Source organism: Psychroflexus aestuariivivens (assembly GCF_004010055.1).
GTDB lineage: Bacteria > Bacteroidota > Bacteroidia > Flavobacteriales > Flavobacteriaceae > Psychroflexus > Psychroflexus aestuariivivens.
This window is the reverse complement of sequence record NZ_RQVT01000003.1, coordinates 1-16,981: the sequence shown is the minus strand read 5'-3', so window position 1 is coordinate 16,981 and position 16,981 is coordinate 1. Positions and strand designations below refer to the sequence as shown.

19 protein-coding genes are annotated in these 16,981 nt (G+C 35.2%); 13 read left to right on the top strand and 6 right to left on the bottom strand.

All coding sequences use genetic code 11. From position 1 onward, the window contains the following. The first annotated feature begins 6 nt into the window (after positions 1-6). The 12 genes from EIG86_RS00680 to EIG86_RS00625 all read left to right on the top strand — a co-directional run bounded on the left by EIG86_RS00680 (position 7) and on the right by EIG86_RS00625 (position 9,504). Positions 7-1,809, top strand: coding sequence for an efflux RND transporter periplasmic adaptor subunit (locus EIG86_RS00680; RefSeq protein ID WP_008616461.1), 1,803 nt, complete (start codon positions 7-9; stop codon positions 1,807-1,809). 263 nt (positions 1,810-2,072) lie between these two features. Continuing rightward, on the top strand, positions 2,073-2,639 hold the full coding sequence (locus EIG86_RS00675) for a helix-turn-helix domain-containing protein (protein ID WP_127844234.1): 567 nt from the start codon (positions 2,073-2,075) through the stop codon (positions 2,637-2,639). 84 nt (positions 2,640-2,723) lie between these two features. Beyond that, complete coding sequence (locus EIG86_RS00670) at positions 2,724-3,371, top strand: class I SAM-dependent methyltransferase (protein WP_127844233.1); 648 nt, start codon at positions 2,724-2,726, stop codon at positions 3,369-3,371. 138 nt (positions 3,372-3,509) lie between these two features. Next, positions 3,510-3,884, top strand: a complete 375-nt coding sequence (locus EIG86_RS00665; RefSeq protein ID WP_127844232.1) for an ArsR/SmtB family transcription factor — start codon at positions 3,510-3,512, stop codon at positions 3,882-3,884. Next, entirely contained in the window at positions 3,881-4,483 is a 603-nt protein-coding gene (merTP, locus tag EIG86_RS00660) for a mercuric transport protein MerTP (protein ID WP_127844231.1), read from the top strand. The genes EIG86_RS00665 and merTP (EIG86_RS00660) overlap by 4 nt, the downstream gene beginning before the upstream one ends. After that, positions 4,480-4,701, top strand: a complete 222-nt coding sequence (locus EIG86_RS14245) for a GDCCVxC domain-containing (seleno)protein (protein WP_127844230.1) — start codon at positions 4,480-4,482, stop codon at positions 4,699-4,701. Before merTP (EIG86_RS00660) ends, EIG86_RS14245 begins: the two co-directional genes overlap by 4 nt. 18 nt (positions 4,702-4,719) lie before the next feature. Next, positions 4,720-5,106 (top strand): metal-sensing transcriptional repressor, encoded by a 387-nt coding sequence (locus EIG86_RS00650; protein ID WP_127844229.1) that lies wholly within the window; start codon positions 4,720-4,722, stop codon positions 5,104-5,106. Between the two features lie 69 nt (positions 5,107-5,175). Continuing rightward, the gene (locus tag EIG86_RS00645) at positions 5,176-5,445 is read left to right on the top strand and encodes a thioredoxin family protein (RefSeq protein ID WP_127844228.1); all 270 of its coding nucleotides are present in this window, start codon (positions 5,176-5,178) and stop codon (positions 5,443-5,445) included. A gap of 2 nt (positions 5,446-5,447) precedes the next feature. Beyond that, the gene (merTP, locus tag EIG86_RS00640; protein WP_127844227.1) at positions 5,448-6,059 is read left to right on the top strand and encodes a mercuric transport protein MerTP; all 612 of its coding nucleotides are present in this window, start codon (positions 5,448-5,450) and stop codon (positions 6,057-6,059) included. A gap of 165 nt (positions 6,060-6,224) precedes the next feature. Then, complete coding sequence (locus EIG86_RS00635) at positions 6,225-8,483, top strand: heavy metal translocating P-type ATPase (RefSeq protein ID WP_127844226.1); 2,259 nt, start codon at positions 6,225-6,227, stop codon at positions 8,481-8,483. Positions 8,484-8,503: 20 nt separating this feature from the next. Continuing rightward, positions 8,504-8,716 carry a heavy-metal-associated domain-containing protein gene (locus EIG86_RS00630; RefSeq protein ID WP_127844225.1) on the top strand — a complete coding sequence of 71 codons (213 nt, stop codon included), beginning with the start codon at positions 8,504-8,506 and terminating at the stop codon, positions 8,714-8,716. A 14-nt stretch (positions 8,717-8,730) separates the two neighbouring features. Next, positions 8,731-9,504 carry a M90 family metallopeptidase gene (locus EIG86_RS00625; RefSeq protein WP_127844224.1) on the top strand — a complete coding sequence of 258 codons (774 nt, stop codon included), beginning with the start codon at positions 8,731-8,733 and terminating at the stop codon, positions 9,502-9,504. A 117-nt stretch (positions 9,505-9,621) separates the two neighbouring features. Here EIG86_RS00625 and EIG86_RS00620 read toward each other — a convergent pair whose 3' ends face one another. The 4 genes from EIG86_RS00620 to EIG86_RS00605 all read right to left on the bottom strand — a co-directional run bounded on the left by EIG86_RS00620 (position 9,622) and on the right by EIG86_RS00605 (position 14,756). Next, the gene (locus tag EIG86_RS00620) at positions 9,622-10,401 is read right to left on the bottom strand and encodes a hypothetical protein (RefSeq protein ID WP_013072778.1); all 780 of its coding nucleotides are present in this window, start codon (positions 10,399-10,401) and stop codon (positions 9,622-9,624) included. A gap of 3 nt (positions 10,402-10,404) precedes the next feature. Continuing rightward, positions 10,405-11,310, bottom strand: coding sequence for a hypothetical protein (locus EIG86_RS00615; RefSeq protein WP_240032146.1), 906 nt, complete (start codon positions 11,308-11,310; stop codon positions 10,405-10,407). Between the two features lie 91 nt (positions 11,311-11,401). Then, complete coding sequence (locus tag EIG86_RS00610) at positions 11,402-12,616, bottom strand: site-specific integrase (RefSeq protein ID WP_127844223.1); 1,215 nt, start codon at positions 12,614-12,616, stop codon at positions 11,402-11,404. A 298-nt stretch (positions 12,617-12,914) separates the two neighbouring features. After that, on the bottom strand, positions 12,915-14,756 hold the full coding sequence (locus EIG86_RS00605; RefSeq protein WP_127844222.1) for an ATP-dependent nuclease: 1,842 nt from the start codon (positions 14,754-14,756) through the stop codon (positions 12,915-12,917). A gap of 418 nt (positions 14,757-15,174) precedes the next feature. Here EIG86_RS00605 and EIG86_RS00600 point away from each other — a divergent pair, with 418 nt between their 5' ends. Beyond that, positions 15,175-15,357, top strand: coding sequence for a hypothetical protein (locus EIG86_RS00600; protein ID WP_127844221.1), 183 nt, complete (start codon positions 15,175-15,177; stop codon positions 15,355-15,357). A 28-nt stretch (positions 15,358-15,385) separates the two neighbouring features. Here EIG86_RS00600 and tnpA read toward each other — a convergent pair whose 3' ends face one another. Then, positions 15,386-15,826, bottom strand: a complete 441-nt coding sequence (tnpA, locus tag EIG86_RS00595; protein WP_127844220.1) for an IS200/IS605 family transposase — start codon at positions 15,824-15,826, stop codon at positions 15,386-15,388. Between the two features lie 313 nt (positions 15,827-16,139). Continuing rightward, positions 16,140-16,571: a P-loop NTPase family protein gene (locus EIG86_RS14240; protein WP_240032145.1), complete on the bottom strand. Its 432-nt coding sequence runs from the start codon at positions 16,569-16,571 to the stop codon at positions 16,140-16,142. Positions 16,572-16,981 lie beyond the last annotated feature (410 nt).

The following is a 16,981-nucleotide window of genomic DNA, read 5'->3' as shown; positions in this document are numbered from 1 at the left end:
AAGACAATGAAAAAAAACATCATTTATATAGGTATTGCCTTGATTGTTGGCCTTCTAGGTGGCTTTCTACTGTTCGGTGGAGATTCTACTGATAAGGCAACAAATAGTGCTAAAGACAATCACGAACATTCAGAAGAAATTGCTACTAATCAAATGTGGACCTGTTCTATGCACCCACAGATTATGCAACCAGAACCTGGCGACTGCCCAATATGTGGAATGGATTTAATTCCAGCTGAATCGGGTGCCGATGGCCTCAATGCCAATGAAATCAAAATGACCGATAACGCAATGGCTCTAGCCAATATTCAAACGTCACTTGTGGGACAAGGACAAATAGGAAATAATTCCCTAAAATTATCTGGAAAGATAAAAGCAAATGAAGAGTCAAATGCCGTACAGGTCACATATTTTGGAGGAAGAATTGAAAAACTATACGTTAATTCAACAGGAGAACGTGTTGGCGCAGGACAACGCTTGGCAACTATTTATTCGCCAGAATTAGTTGCGGCACAACAAGAACTGCTTACCGCTTCATCATTGAAAGAATCGCAACCAGAATTATATAAAGCTGTTAGAAACAAGCTCAAACTTTGGAAACTTTCAGAAAAGCAAATCAACGCCATAGAAAACTCTGGGAAAGTACAAGAAAACTTTCCTGTGTACGCAACCGTATCAGGAACGGTAACACAGAAAATGGTAGAAGAAGGTGACTATGTAAAACAAGGACAACCCTTATACAAAATTGCCAATCTCAATACAGTATGGGCAGAATTTGATGCTTACGAAAACCAAATTGCGTCCTTAAAAGAAGGACAAACCATTAAAGTAACCACCAATGCCTATAGAAATGAAGTGTTTGACGCCAAGGTCTCGTTTATTGCCCCCTTATTAAACTCTGCTACAAGAACGGTGGTTGTGAGAGCTGTTTTACAAAATAAAAAAGACCTCTTTAAGCCGGGAATGTTTGTGGAAGGAAAAATCGAGGGTGCTCGAACGAGCACAGAGAACACCGTTTCTGTACCGTCAACGGCTGTTATGTGGACGGGCGAACGTTCTGTGGTCTATGTCAAAACAGACCCTAATAAAGCTGTTTTTGAGATGAAAGAAGTTTTATTGGGCAATGCCACTGGCGATAGTTATACCGTTCTTGAAGGTTTAAAAAATGGAGATGAAGTGGTAACTAACGGCACGTTTACAGTAGATGCCGCGGCACAGCTTCAGGGTAAAAAATCAATGATGAATCAAGAAGGAGGTAAAACTATGACAGGACACGAAGGACATTTGGGAATGCAAGAAGATGGTTCTGGAGAAAATATGGATGTAACCAATCATTCTCAAATGAAGGAAAGAATTAGGGTTTCAAACAAATTTCAGAATCAGTTAGAACAGGTTTTTGATGATTATATTCTTTTAAAGGATGCATTGGTAAACGATGATACCAAGGGTGCTCAACAAGCAGGAGAACAAATCAACCAGTCCTTGAAAAAAGTGGATATGAAGTTATTATCTGATAAAAAGGCGCATAACCATTGGATGACCATTCAAAAGGAACTAAAATCATCTGCAAATGCTATTGAGAACAGTTCAGACATAGCAGCACAAAGAGGGCATTTCAAGCATCTTTCGGCACATATGATAAGTGGTGTACAGCTTTTTGGGGTCAACCAAAATGTATATATCCAGTTTTGCCCAATGGCCAATAACAATAAAGGTGCCTATTGGATAAGTTTGGAAGAAGAAGTGCGAAATCCATATTATGGAGAGGCTATGTTAACCTGTGGAGAGGTAAAAGCAACTTTAAAATAAAACGAATTACGGATTAATCAAGTAATCTACATAAGGCCAAAAAATAATCTTGGTTTTATAATGGCGAACGATAATGAGTGAAAGCAGAAGAAATAGACGAAAAAATGAAAGGAAGAAGCATCAACCTAAAAGTGATATATCAAAAAAAGACAAAATCATTGCTGTGGTTGTGATAGTATTGATTTTTGTAATTGCTGCGATAGCTGCTGTTTACTATTCTCTACACAAATCTGGGTTAACCTTGTTATAAAGACAAGTATTATATGAGAGAGATTATCTATATTAAAAATATGGTCTGCCCAAGATGTATCTCGGCAGTATCCAATATTTTAAAACAACTTGAAATATCCTATGCTTCTATTAAATTGGGAGAAGTTAAATTAGTGTCAACATTAAATGCAAACACCAAAAAAGAGCTTTCCGAAGCCCTTCAAAATTCAGGTTTCAGTTTGATTGACGACCGTAAAAGTCAACTTATCGAACAGATGAAAACATTGGTTGTAGATAAAATTCATCATTCTTCAGAAGGTTTGGATATTAAATGGGCAGATTATGTAAGCGACAACATATATCTTGATTATAAATATTTAAGCGCACTCTTCTCGTCAGTAGAAAGTATCACCTTTGAGCAATACATTATCAACCAAAAAATTGAACGAGTAAAAGAACTTATTGTTTATGATGAATTAACCTTGAGTGAAATAGCCTTTAAAATGAATTACAGTAGTGTTGCTTATTTAAGCAATCAGTTTAAAAAGCTAACAGGAATGACACCTTCGGAATTTAAAAAAAGCACTAATAAGAACCGTAAACCTTTGGATGAGATTTAAGGGTTTTTACCATTATAAGTGGGATATTTTAAATCTATGGATAATATAACGAGTTACCAATAAACTGAATTGAGATATCAAAAAATGAAAATAGACAGAAAGAAACATTGGGAAACAGTTTACGAAACTAAAAATCCAGACCAGGTAAGTTGGACGCAAGAAATACCAAAAACTTCACTGGAGTTTATACGTTCGTTCAAACTAAATAAAGATGCAAGAATTATAGACATTGGTGGAGGCGACAGTAAACTGGTCGACTATTTACTTAAAGAAGGTTATAAGAATATTACCGTACTTGATATTTCAGAAAAAGCAATTGCAAAAGCTAAAAAAAGACTGGGAGAAAAGGCGGGCAAAGTAAATTGGATTGTAAGCGACATTATCGAATTTGAACCTGATACATCTTTCGATGTTTGGCACGACAGAGCAACTTTTCATTTTCTTACAATGGAGGAACAGATTAAAAAATATATTAAAATAGCGACAAAATTTGTAAGTGGTTATTTAATAATAGGAACCTTTTCACAAAACGGACCAAAAAAATGTAGCGGACTTGAAATAAAACAATACAATGAAGAGGAATTAACATCGGAATTACAAAAAGGATTTGACAAAATTCAATGTGTAACAGAGGACCACACAACACCATTCAACACCATACAGAATTTTCTGTTTTGTAGTTTTAAAAGACAATTAACTGAAAAGCCTGTATTATCTTCTCCTGCAAGCTAAAAGAACAGATGTACATTTTGGCAGTTTAAGTTTTTACAAAAACACAAATCAAAAGGGACCTAATGACCAAAATTTATATATCATTTCATTTTTGTATTTAAGTATTTGCTTAAATAAGAAATAATTGTATATTTGCTTATGGAAAATAATTCTTGTATAAGACAACAGGCGGATATTGATCAGATAAACCGTTGTAAAGAGGCAGTTTCAGAATTAAACGAAACATTTGATTACTTAGCAAATGGACTTTCATTGGTTGGAAATAACGTGAGACTGAAAATTCTCTATTTACTTTTTGAGGAAAAAAAGCTCTGCGTTTGTGATTTAAGCGACATTCTCGGAATGAACATTTCTGCCATCTCTCAACATTTGAGAAAAATGAAAGACAGAAATTTATTGCAAACCGAAAGAGATGCCCAAACGATTTTTTACTCACTAACCCCTGAATATTCAACATTGTTAAATCCGTTTTTTGAAATACTTGATAAAAACAAAGTTTTAGAAACGATATGAAACGTGAGAACAAATTAATTGGTGCAGGTTTACTTTCTGCTATTACGGCTTCATTATGTTGTATTACAACTGTTTTGGCTTTAATCGCCGGAACAAGTGGAATTGCCTCAACATTTTCTTGGATTGAACCTTTTAGACCTTATCTAATCGGGTTGACAATTTTAGTGCTCGGCTTTGCTTGGTATCAAAAACTAAAACCTCAAAAGGAAATCGATTGTGAATGCGATACGGACGAGAAACCAAAATTTATACAGTCAAAAACCTTTTTGGGAATAGTAACAGCATTTGCAATTATAATGCTGGCATTTCCATATTATTCATCCATTTTTTATCCGGATAATAAAAAAGAAGTGGTCATTGTAAACCAATCAGATATTCAAATCGCAAACTTTAATGTTCAAGGAATGACTTGTTCTGGCTGTGAAGAAAGCATAAAACACGCTGTAAATGAATTGGACGGTATTATAAATGTAACCCCTTCGTATGAAAAGGGAAGTACCGTCGTAGAGTTTGATAAGTCTAAAACCTCTAAAGTAGCTATTGAAAAGGCAATTAATTCTACAGGTTATAAAGTGACTGGCAAAAAAGAAATAGAATGAAAACTATATTAAAATCAGAAATTACCTGTCCAAACTGCGGACACAAAAAAGAAGAAGAAATGCCGACGAACGCTTGTCAATTCTTTTACGAGTGCGAGAATTGTAAAGAAGTATTAAGACCAAACGAGGGAGATTGTTGCGTATTCTGTTCTTACGGTACTGTGGCCTGCCCGCCAATTCAAGAAAATAAAAGTTGTAATGATGCAAGTTGTTGTTAAAAATATAATATTCAAATTATGAAAACGGAACAACACAAATTACCTACTGATTTAATCTTGGATATTAAATCCAGATTAAAAACTTTGAGCGGTCAATTAAACGGCATTGTTAAAATGCTTGATGAGGGAAAAGACCCCGAACAAATAAACATACAGTTCAAATCTATTGATAAAGGCATTCAAAAAGCACATTACTTACTGTTGGATGAGGTTTACAGAAAAGCACTTGCTATTGGAATAGTAAAGGCCGTGGACTCTTGCCCAGGAAATTGTGGCAACGAAGATAAAATTGAATATTTAAAAAGTGAATTCCCTAACTTGGAATTATCCGATTTGACCAATCACTTAAAAGAAATCCAAACCATTGAAACCAGATTAAAAAACTACAACGAAAAAAAAGACTAAAAAAAGTTTGGTGACCCCCTACCTCACGTTCTCATCTTTGTTTCATTATTAATTTAAACATAACATAAGATGAAACGACAAATTGAGATTTTTACAGCAGGTTGCCCAGTATGCGAGCCTGTGGTGCGATTAGTAAAAGAAACAGCAGGAAAGGACTGCGAAATCACACTTCATAATCTGTCTGAGCAATGCGAAAGTAAAATCTGTGTTTCAAAAATGAAGGAATATGGGGTTACAAGAGTTCCTGCCATTGCTGTTAACGGAAAACTATTGAATTGCTGCACCAACATCAAAATCACAAGAGATGATTTGGTAAATGCAGGCATAGGAAGCTGTTAGGTATGGCAATTACTAAATTAAACAAAAAAGCATCTATGGGGACTGCTGTATTTTCAGCAGTTTCCCTCAAACTATGCTGCTGGGGCCCTTTGCTACTTACAAGTGTAGTTGGTATTAGTGGGAGTTCTGTCTATTTTTCTTGGCTTATTGCATTGAAACCTTATCTATTGGCCATAGCATTTTTGTCATTGGGATTGGCTTTTTATCAGGTTTATAAAAAAAAGAAGGTGGACGATTGTGACAACTGTGAAACTGATAAACCATCATTTTTTAAGTCGAAATTCTATTTGTGGTTAGTTACTGTGTTTGTTGTTGTGATGACATTGGTTTCTTATTATCCACAAATATTTCACCCAATGGCCACAAAAGGAATTGTTGCAACAAACAATACACATATTCAAACTGTAAAGTTGAATATTGAAGGAATGGTATGCTCTGGTTGTGAAGAAAATATCAATCATTCTGTAAATAAAATTGACGGGGTTACAAATGTAACTACGTCTTTCGAAAGAGGGACTTCAATTATAGAATTTGATACCACTAAAACGAATGTCGATGAGATAAAAAAGGTCATTCAATCAAAAGGGTATTTGATTACAAATAGTAGAGATTGATAGACACGTATCCATTGCGGTGATAAAAGATAAATTGAAAACGACTTATCCAATAGGTTAGTAACAATTTGTAAAGAGAAAATTCTACAAATCATTCAGCATATTACGTAACACATTAAAGTCTTTTAATCCTGAAATTTGTAACATACAAATAAGAATGGGTTTATGGAGACAATCAACATATTTAAAACCAAAGAAAAGAATACTAAAAAAGGAGCAAAGAAATCATTTCCTGTTACGGGAATGACCTGCGCTTCTTGTGCAGCAAGTGTTGAATCTGTATTAAAACACACAGAAGGTGTGAACGACGCACAGGTTAACTTTGCCAGCAGTTCGGTATTGGTGGATTACGACGAAGCCACTACCGAAAAACAATTGCAAAACGCTTTAAGACAGGTCGGTTATGATATTATAATAAATGCCGAAGACCCTTCGGAAGTACAGCAAGAACTTCAGCAAAAGTATTATCAGGACATAAAAAACCGTACCATCTGGTCGGCGATACTTACGCTGCCCATTTTTGTGTTGGGAATGTTTTATATGCAATGGGAACCAGGCAAATGGATTTCTTTGGTATTGGCCTTTCCAATTCTTTTTTGGTTCGGGCGTAGCTTTTTCATCAATGCATTAAAGCAGGCCAAACACGGTAAAGCAAATATGGATACCTTGGTGGCGTTGAGTACCGGAATCGCCTTCCTCTTTAGTGTGTACAATACCTTTTTCCCTGAATTTTGGTTAAGCCGTGGCATCGAGCCTCACGTATATTACGAAGCGGCTACCGTGATTATCACCTTTATTTCCTTGGGGAAACTATTGGAAGAAAAGGCAAAATCAAATACGTCTTCGGCCATTAAAAAGCTGATGGGTCTTCAGCCTAAAACCCTTAAAATTATTGAGAACGGGGAAGTGAGGGAAATCCCTATTTCATCCGTACAGGTGGGTCAGACCATTTTGGTACGTCCCGGAGAAAAGATTCCTGTGGATGGCGAAGTTTCCAAGGGAAGCTCGTACGTAGATGAAAGTATGATTACGGGAGAACCCGTTCCAGTTCAGAAATCCCAAGGGGAAAAGGTATTCGCTGGTACCGTTAATCAAAAAGGAAGCTTTCAGTTTACCGCTGAAAAAGTAGGCGGGGAAACCCTGCTTTCCCAAATCATTAAAATGGTTCAGCAAGCGCAAGGGAGTAAGGCACCCGTTCAAAAACTGGTCGATAAGATTGCAGGTATTTTTGTTCCGGTGGTATTGGGTATTTCCATTGTCACCTTCATCGTCTGGATGTCAGTAGGAGGCGACAATGCCTTTTCACAAGCCCTATTGACCTCTGTAGCCGTGTTGGTTATCGCTTGCCCCTGTGCCTTGGGCTTGGCAACACCTACCGCCATAATGGTGGGTATCGGCAAGGGAGCTGAAAACAATATTTTGATAAAGGATGCCGAAAGTTTAGAACTCGGCCATAAAGTGAATGCAGTAATCCTTGATAAAACGGGTACGATTACAGAAGGCAAACCATTGGTAACCGATATACTCTGGAACGATATGCTTGAAAATAAAAATGAATACAAGGAAATTCTTTTGGCTATCGAAGCACAATCAGAGCATCCTTTGGCAGAAGCGGTCATTACCTATTTAAAAGAGGAAAATATTGAACAAGCAGAAATTACTTCCTTCGAAAGCATTACAGGGAAAGGTGTAAAGGCGCAATCAGAGAATGGTTCAAAATATTATGTAGGCAACCATAAACTTATGGTCGAAAAGAATATTCAAATCGACGCTTCTTTGATACAAACAGCAGAAAGTCTGGAAGAGAAGGCAAAAACAGTCATATTCTTGGGTAACGAAAATCAAGTGCTTGCGATACTGGCAATTGCGGACAGGATTAAAGAAACTTCAAAAAAAGCCATCACTACGCTTCAAGAAAGGGGCATCGAGGTCTATATGCTCACGGGAGATAACAATAAAACGGCTTCCGCCGTGGCAAATCAGGTGGGGATTTCAAATTACCAGGGCGAAGTAATGCCTTCGGACAAAGCCGCTTTTGTTGAAAAATTACAGGCAGATGGAAAGATAGTCGCAATGGTAGGCGATGGTATCAACGATTCGCACGCTTTGGCGCAAGCCAATGTGAGTATTGCAATGGGTAAAGGTTCGGATATAGCAATGGATGTAGCGAAAATGACCTTGATAACATCGGATTTACAATCCATCCCAAAAGCATTGGAATTATCAAAAAGAACTGTTTTGGGCATACGTCAGAACTTATTTTGGGCATTCATTTACAACATCATTGGTATTCCAATCGCAGCAGGGGTTCTTTATCCCGTAAATGGATTTTTATTAGACCCGATGATTGCAGGTGCAGCAATGGCATTCAGTAGTGTATCCGTTGTTGCAAATAGCTTAAGACTTAAACGAGTAAAACTTTAATAATAAATAAATTCAATACTATGAAAACTTTAAAATTTAAAACAAATATCAATTGTGGTGGGTGTATATCGAAAGTAACCCCTTTTTTTAACAAACAAGAAGGTGTAGAAAGTTGGGAAGTAGATACCTCTAATCCTGATAAAATCCTAACCATTGAAAGCGATGGTGCAACCGAAGAAGACGTAAAATCAACTTTGCAAAAAGTAGGATTTAAGGCCGAACCTGTAGATTAATACGTTTTTTTAATATGGCTTACATTTTAATTTCAGTTGTGATTGTTCTCTTTGCTGTTCATTTTTATAGAAAAGCGAAACGCCATAGTGTAAAGCCATTTCCAGAGGATTGGCACAAATTACTGATGGATAATGTGCTGTTTTATAGAAACCTTTCAAAAGATAGGCAGCTTATTTTTCAGCAAAAAATGATGCAATTTTTAAGAGAGGTCTATATCGATGCTGTGCAGTTTGAATTGGAAGAATTGGATAAGATTTTAATTGCGGCAAGCGCAGTAATCCCTGTTTTTGGTTTTAAAGAATGGCATTACACCAACTTAAGCGGTATCCTTTTATATCCAGATTATTTTAATGAGGATATGCAATTTAGTAGTAAGGATAACTCAAGAAATATTGGTGGAATAGTTGGGAATGGACGTTTTGAGAAGCAAATGATTTTATCTAAAAAAGCATTGTACCACGGCTTTAAAAATACAACCGATAAAAGCAATACTGGCATACACGAATTTGTGCACCTTATAGATAAGTTGGACGATAGAACAGACGGTGTGCCAGAGCGGCTAATGGAACATCAATATGCCATACCTTGGTTAAACTTAATCCATAAAGAAATGGAAGCGATTAACGATAACCATTCAGATATTCGTAAATATGGTGGAACAAATCAAGCTGAATTCTTTGCGGTTGCTTCAGAGTATTTTTTTGAACGAGCGGATTTACTAAAAAGAAAACATCCAGAACTTTATGGGATGTTGGTGGAATGTTTTAGGCAAGAACCGAGCACTTGAGAAAATGAATCAGGCAAACTATAGAGAGTTCAGTTTACACTCTCGTGTAACGTGCTCAAACGTTAGTTTACTATGATTTCCGCATATCCTGCAAGTTCCTTTACGTTTCAAATTATCCTATGAATCCAGTTTTTTGATTTTATCAGTTAGTTCTTCAGGTTGTAAAATTGGTATTGCTTCACGTTCTACACGCAATCCCAATCCTTTGGTCTGATTTATATGGTTAGTAGTAAATTGATTTATGTGAACGTAAATAATTCCAATATCATCACTCATTCGGGTTTGCCAGTCAAAACCATACAATTCTTTCAACCATTTAAAAGGTGTAGTTCTGAACATAACATTGGGGTTTTTGTAATGCCGGCCATCATCCAATAGTATGATTAGCAGATAAACCCTGTTGAATCCAATTTCGGTATATCCATTTGCCTGAATAGTTCCCTTTTTTTGAACGCTTGTAATCTTGTTTATTTTTGGTGGTTGATTTTCAAGCGATTCGGTTTTTACTATTTTACATTCTATTCCAACCGCATTTTGTTCCTTTCCTTGTTCATACAGAAGAATGTCAATATCCCCTGGCATTTTGTTTGGGATTGTGATAGGTTCTTTAACGCCACATTGGTATTTCACCGAATTTGCGGATGGAAATACATTACTAAATAACATCTTTTTGAAATCTCGATTTTCCATAAGCCAATTAACGGCTTGGTCTTCGCTATCAAAAGTTCTGGTAACACTTACATCTGGCTTGGGATTGTTTACGAAAAATGAAATGGTCGAAGAACCATCAAGAGGTTGTCTATCCGAAAACACATATTCTGTCACCTCATATTCTGGTGGTGGTTCTTTTCGGAAGAATTGAACTATTCTATTTTTAATACCTGCCCATATTCTCATACGTTAAAATGGAAATATTTGGTTAGTAAATTGTTTGAATATGTCGCTGGCGATAGCTTTGTCAAAGGCTTTGGCTGCGACCAAATCGCCAAGTTTTGATTTTAATAACTGACCAAACGATTTTTTGCTAAGATGCGGAATGTCTTTGCGCAGCTCATCAAACTCATCGAAGATGATTTGTTGACCATATCCTGATTTTTTAATCTCGGATAATATCTCTTTCAAAAGTTCTTTTAATTCTTCATCAGAATCGCTGATTTTTGAGTAGTCAGGTACTTGGGCTTTTCTGGCTTGTTCAATGGCATACTTTCCCTCAAGTTTTAGTTTGGCATTTACCTCGCGACCATTCATAGTCTCAATGATGCCTCGTTCTTCAAGCATTCTACTATAGTCCCAATCCTCGCTACGACCATTTAACTTTACGCCGTTACCTTCAAGAATCCATTTAATAGAATGATATCTCCCATCATTATACAGTTCATATAGTTTAGAAAGTATAAGGTCAAGAATGCCTTCGGTATCAAGGTTTTTACGCTCTTCTAAATCAATGTCATCAGCTCGCACAATAGCATCTGAAATGAATAATATTTTTAAATAGTAATCAAGCCCATTAATTTCATCTTTAATGGTTTGAATAGTGTTTTTGACTCTTTGGTCGATACCTAATTTCATTCCGAAATTATATCCTTGTTGAGCCTTAAACTCGTATGCAAAATTGGTGTGTTCAGGGTCAAAAGAAGCCTTTACATAACTGATTACATCGCTTTCCCACGATTGTTTTTCCTCTTTCAATTCATTTAATAAATCCTCAGTTCTTGCTGCTTTATATTTTTTAATAAGCGCATTTCCTTCGGACTGAAAATTTTCAAGACTACTTTTAAATTCAGTCCATTTAACCTTTAACACCATAAACATAAAATTATGTTGGTAAAGGTAAGGGAATGGCAATTGAATATGTTGAAATATGACTTTAAAATATTTGCAGATGGCTGATAATAGTTCAAAAATTTACCACACTATCCAAAGCATCATCTGCTTCTTTGTGAATAAAATTAGCTTGATAGTTCAATGTGGTTTTTAAATCGCTATGACGATACAATTTTTGCAGCATAAAGGGATGGATGGTATCACCAGCAATATTGCCAAAGGTATGCCTCGCAATATGCATTGTAATTTTCTTATCAATTTTTGCCTTTTTAGCTATAGATTTTAAGTTGTCATTAAATTTCTTGGTAGCTGTCTTTCTCTTGTTATAGACATCTTTTGCATCATCGAGATTCGCTTTTTTCAATTCGGGAAAAACAAAATCGGTTGCATATCTTTTGTCTTCTTTGTAATAATCTAAAATTTTGAAAACCTTATCTGGAATTTTTAATGATAGTAATTTTGAGTTTTTGTTCATTCTATAATGCAACCTTTTGTCGTATATGTCAGACCACTTTGTCCACAATACATCGGTAACTCGCATTCCGGCAAAATTAAAACTAAAGAGCCAGACATTTCGAGTGTGTATTTCACTCAAAGTTAAATTCTCAAGAGCTTCTATGGCTCTTACTTCAATAATATTCAACCCGACTTTGCTTGTTTCTGGAAACTTAATTTTAATCTTGTCACCACCAAAAGGATATAATTCCCTACTAACTATTTTGAGCTTAATAGCTCTGTTGAACAACAACCTAATGAGGACTAAGATGTTCATTACTGATGTTTCTGAAAGTTCGTGTTTGGCTTTCAAATATATCATCAGCTTTTTTAGGAAGCGTTCGTTAATTTCCTGAAAAGCCAACTGTTTTGATTTATTAAACTTTATGACATAGCTAACCAAAGCACTATCCGTAGATAAGCGGTTTAATTTTTCGGCGATTTCCAATTCGTCCAGATGCTCTTGTGCTAGTTCAAAAAAGGTAGCAGAGTTTCCCGAGGCATATATCTCTTTTTTGATTTGGTTGGCAGATGCATCTTTATGCTCGGATTGTAAGTCAATAAGTGCTTTATTGGCGTTCGAGAGTTCCTGTGATAGCAACTTGTTTAAACTATCAGCATTTGAATTAGACTTTCTTACTCGAATATTTTTTTCGTCCCAATCCTCTATGTCAATATAATGACCTATATATTGATATGTTGAACGACGATTTTTTGTAATTCGAACAGCTAATGGGTAAAGCCCTTTACTGTTTGGTTTTTTACGTAGAACTATCTTTGCGTTTGATGACATAATTGACCTGTTTTGAGTACGAAAGTCAAATCAGGTACAACATAGGTACAACATTCCATTTTGAATGTATTCCTTTACCTAAGTACACCATAAAGATACGAAATTATTGTTCTTTTCAGGTACAACATAGGTACAACAAATGTTGAAATCAATTGATATTAGATGATATTAAAGAAAATGTAGAATCGTATAATCAATTGAAAATGAATGACTTTGTTTCAATTTGGTGCAATATACGCTAGACTTTGGCTTTAGTAACTAAACCGCTATTATTTTTATACATTGTTGTGGCTCGTTATTATATCTCAATTTTAGATGGATTAGTATCTTCATTAAATTCGTATATTATCTCACCCAATTCCCAATTATCAAATATTTGTAGTTTACAAGAATAACCAACCTCTTTTATTTCAAAACTTTTAATTTCCAAGACTCTAGAAATTGCTTTCCATTCATTACCTAGATAGTTAACTATAGATTCTTTAGAATTAAAAGATTTATTGTTAGCTCCCTTTTGAATATTAAAAATTAGGTCAGATAATAAGTTTTTTATTTGCACTTTATAATCAATTTTACTTGATGAAGGCAAGTCAAGCAATATCTCATATAATCCATTGTATCTAGATTTTAATTCGGAATCATTTAACTGATTAATTATTTGAAGTTCATCCCCTAGAGCTTTCCTTTTTAAGTCTTCTTGAATTTTATATTTATTCCCTTGATAAGAAGGGAAATAGTTTTCAAGTGCTCCATTTGATAATAGATATACTTGATTCTTTTTCAATGAATTAATTACACTATCTATCTTTGATTTTATGAAGATGAGTGACCTGTTTTCTATAAAATCTTGAAATGAATCTTTATTAGTGTTCAATTGAATTAAAAAAGCCGTTCTAGCTTTTTTCCAAGAATCAGGATTATTTTCAGCTAAAGATTTAACAATGAATTCTTTTAAATCAGATAAGCTTTCAGGTACTTCATTATCTCTGATTTTTTCAATATGTTGTTTTAAATTTCGTTCAAGGTCAGTAACAGCACTTTGGAAATTCTCACCTGCTCCAATAGAACTTAAATAATCTTTTATCAAATCAGAAGTGTCAGCACCTTTCCTAAGTTTATAAGTAAATAAGCTGTCTAAATCGAATACATAATATGAATGTTTTCCTAAATACTGAGATAAATAAAAGTAATTCACTATCTGATTGTTGCCACCAACATCAATAATACAGCTTCCCGCACCTTCAAAAGAGACACCCCTTTTGTTTTGAATTGAGTGAAAAAATATAGAGTCAAAAATACCTTCAACAAAAATCGGACTATCTGCAAAGAATAATTGTTTGTGATGTACGTTTAGTTGAGAAATTAAATTTTCAAATTGAGCCAATTTTTCGTCCCCAAGATTCATTAAATGTGCTGGTACATCAAATTTAGTATTAAAGGAAATAATTGATTTTAAATCTTCTAAATTTTTTATATCAAGAATAAAAGGGGAATGCGTAATTAAAACAATATTTTTCTTTCGATATTTTTCATTTTTAACTACTCGTCTAATTTCCTGAATAAGATATGATTGAAACTGCGGATGTAAGTTCAATTCAGGCTCATCAATAATTAAAGATTCGTACTGGTCATCATACAAATGAGTTAGTAAAATCAGTAATTCTTTAATTCCGTGACATTCTTCTTTGTGTAGTTTATATGATTTTTCTGTATCTCTGTTATAGGCTATAGGTTGTAATCTTCCACTATCCCATTCCATTCGAATCTCTCGGTTTAAAAGCTGTGAAAGAGTTGCTTCTATTTGTATTCTTAAATCATATTTTTCTTCGAGTAAAACAAAAGCATCAATTCCGTACCCAAGTTTTGTACTACTTGTAATATATTGCCCAAATTGCTCTTTATTAAAACCTTTTTCAAATGTATCAGAACCAAAAATGGCATCATAGCCTTTATGGTTTGCTGACATTCCTGATAATCTATCCGCACTTAAAGTTCTACAATTTGGAAGGTGTCGGCTTAATTTTTCTGCAAACCTTGTTTTTCCTGAGCCATTTGGTCCGACTAAATACATAAGATTAGGAATTTTTTCAAATTCTATCTTTTTATTATCCCAAGGGATTGGTAATTGGATTTCTATCATTTATTCGATTGTCATTTTTAATGAGCCACAACTAGTATATAACCTCAAAAATATATAACTTTTTCTATATATTTTATTGATTTCTATTTATTTTACTAACAATAATGAGAATTTAGTGTTTTAATATAAGAAGTGAGTATCATCTTCAAGGTCTTCTTTGAAATATGCTATTGGTTCTCCTTGCGCTGAGATTGGTGTTGTTAAAAAACTAAAGTCTAGTATTTTTTGATAGATGAACTGCTCGCCTAAATAGCGAACTAAATGCATATAGATTTCATTGACAAGCTTTGCTTTGTCTTTGATAAAAACAAGTTCTGGACAAAATATCGAAACCCCAAAACGCCTTGATTCTTCACAAATTTCATAGATATAGTAAGTCAGCTCATTGAATTGGATTCTTAAATTATCTGTTTTGATAATGATAGAGCCTTCTTTAATCTCTTCTGCTGTGATGTCTGCTTCTTCAAAACTTGTAATCTCAATTTTATCTAATTCTGGTGCATTAAAAACTAAAGCGACAATGGCCTCTACAAATATTGGGTTTCCTCTTGCAGTGAAGTTTAGTAAAAATCACACCTTCTTAGAAGGTGGCTTTGGCTAGCCCCCATAGGGAGCATTAAATGACATAGCTAAAAATCGAAGCTTTGTTGCTGATCTTCAACTCTCCTCTCCTCCTTCTCTTGGTACTTGACATACTTCTTTATCATATCCTCGTCTAAACCTACTGTACTTACAAAATACCCTCTTGCCCAAAAGTGGTTGCCCCAATAAGGTTTCTTTTTCAACTTAGGATAGCTCTTGAATAATTTTATCGCAATCTTCCCTTTCAATGTTCCCATCAATTTTGAAATGGAAACTTTTGGTGGAACCGAAACAAGTAAGTGGATGTGGTCTTCTTGAACATTCAGTTCCTGAACTTCACAGGATTTCCATTCACAAAGCATTTTTATATCTGCTTCAACCAAATCTCTTATTGCTCCTTTCAAAATACGAAGTCGATATTTAGGAACCCAAACAATGTGATACTCGCATTTGTATATAACATGACTAAGTTTCTTGTATTTGCCCATATTGCAAATATAAGGCACAGCCTTCAGAACATCACCACCTGTAAAACAGGTGGATTTCTAAGGTAAATTAAAATCATATCACTCATAAAACTGGCTGTATATGACAGGCCCTTGCAATAATAGTCAAGATGTATTTCAAAGCTTTTCATAAATTCTTCGATTGCTTCTCGTGATGGATAGTTTTGAACCATATAGACATTCTGCTTGAACCAACTCCAAAAGTGTTGTGGGTTGTTATAAATGACTTGTTTTTTTAATTCTGTTTTGATTGATATGAGTCTCTTTTTATTAGGTTTTAGTGATTGTTGTTGATTTATCTTTTGTCTTTGGAGTTGGGATGAAATGCGATAAGGTTGACCATCTCGCGAAGTTTGGATCGGGTTCTTTTGCCATAGCGTTGTTCGATTTCTGTGGCGTTGAGATTGGTTGTGAAATGGCTCATATACCAATAAAAATACTGTGGTAAGTGCCAATTATCTACAAAGAGCTTGTGTCTGCTCAGGATAATTTCTGTCATGGTATTGGCATCTTTGCCGTAGTGTCTGCCAATGGGTTCGATGCCTAAATCATCAAAGCAAAAAGTGCTTTGATTGCCATATTTTGTGATGGTCTTACTGCCATGAGTGTTGTATTCAAAGGCGATGTCTCGGGTTGGTACCAGTGTATAATGGGGTAAATTGAAGCAGATCTCTGGTATAATTTGCATGAGTGAGGTTTTGCCAACACCAACCGGACCGGTGAGCAAAATGCCTTTGTTGATGTCAAGGTTATGCTTTTGGCATTGGACTTTGTCGCGAATCATAAAAATGCAGAGTTTATAGATCAGATCCTTATCCACTGCATAAATTTTGAACTTCTCACCAAATTGATGTTTGCCATAGGCTTCCAGGAAGACTAGGATTTGCTTGAAATTATATCTTAGGCGGTCGTTGTGGTATTCTGCTATGGGGTATACCATGCCATCGACGGTTTTGGTGTAGGGCTTTTTGAGTTTAGAGTGGCTCGTCATAGGTTTTGTTTTCATTGAGGTTATGAATACTTAGGTCATTTTGTTTGGCTCTTGTTTTGAAACTGTGAGCGGCATCGATCCATTTTTTGGCCAGTGGTTGCCAATTGGTGATCGGCTGTTGGTCGCCAATGTGCCAGTCGAGTTTT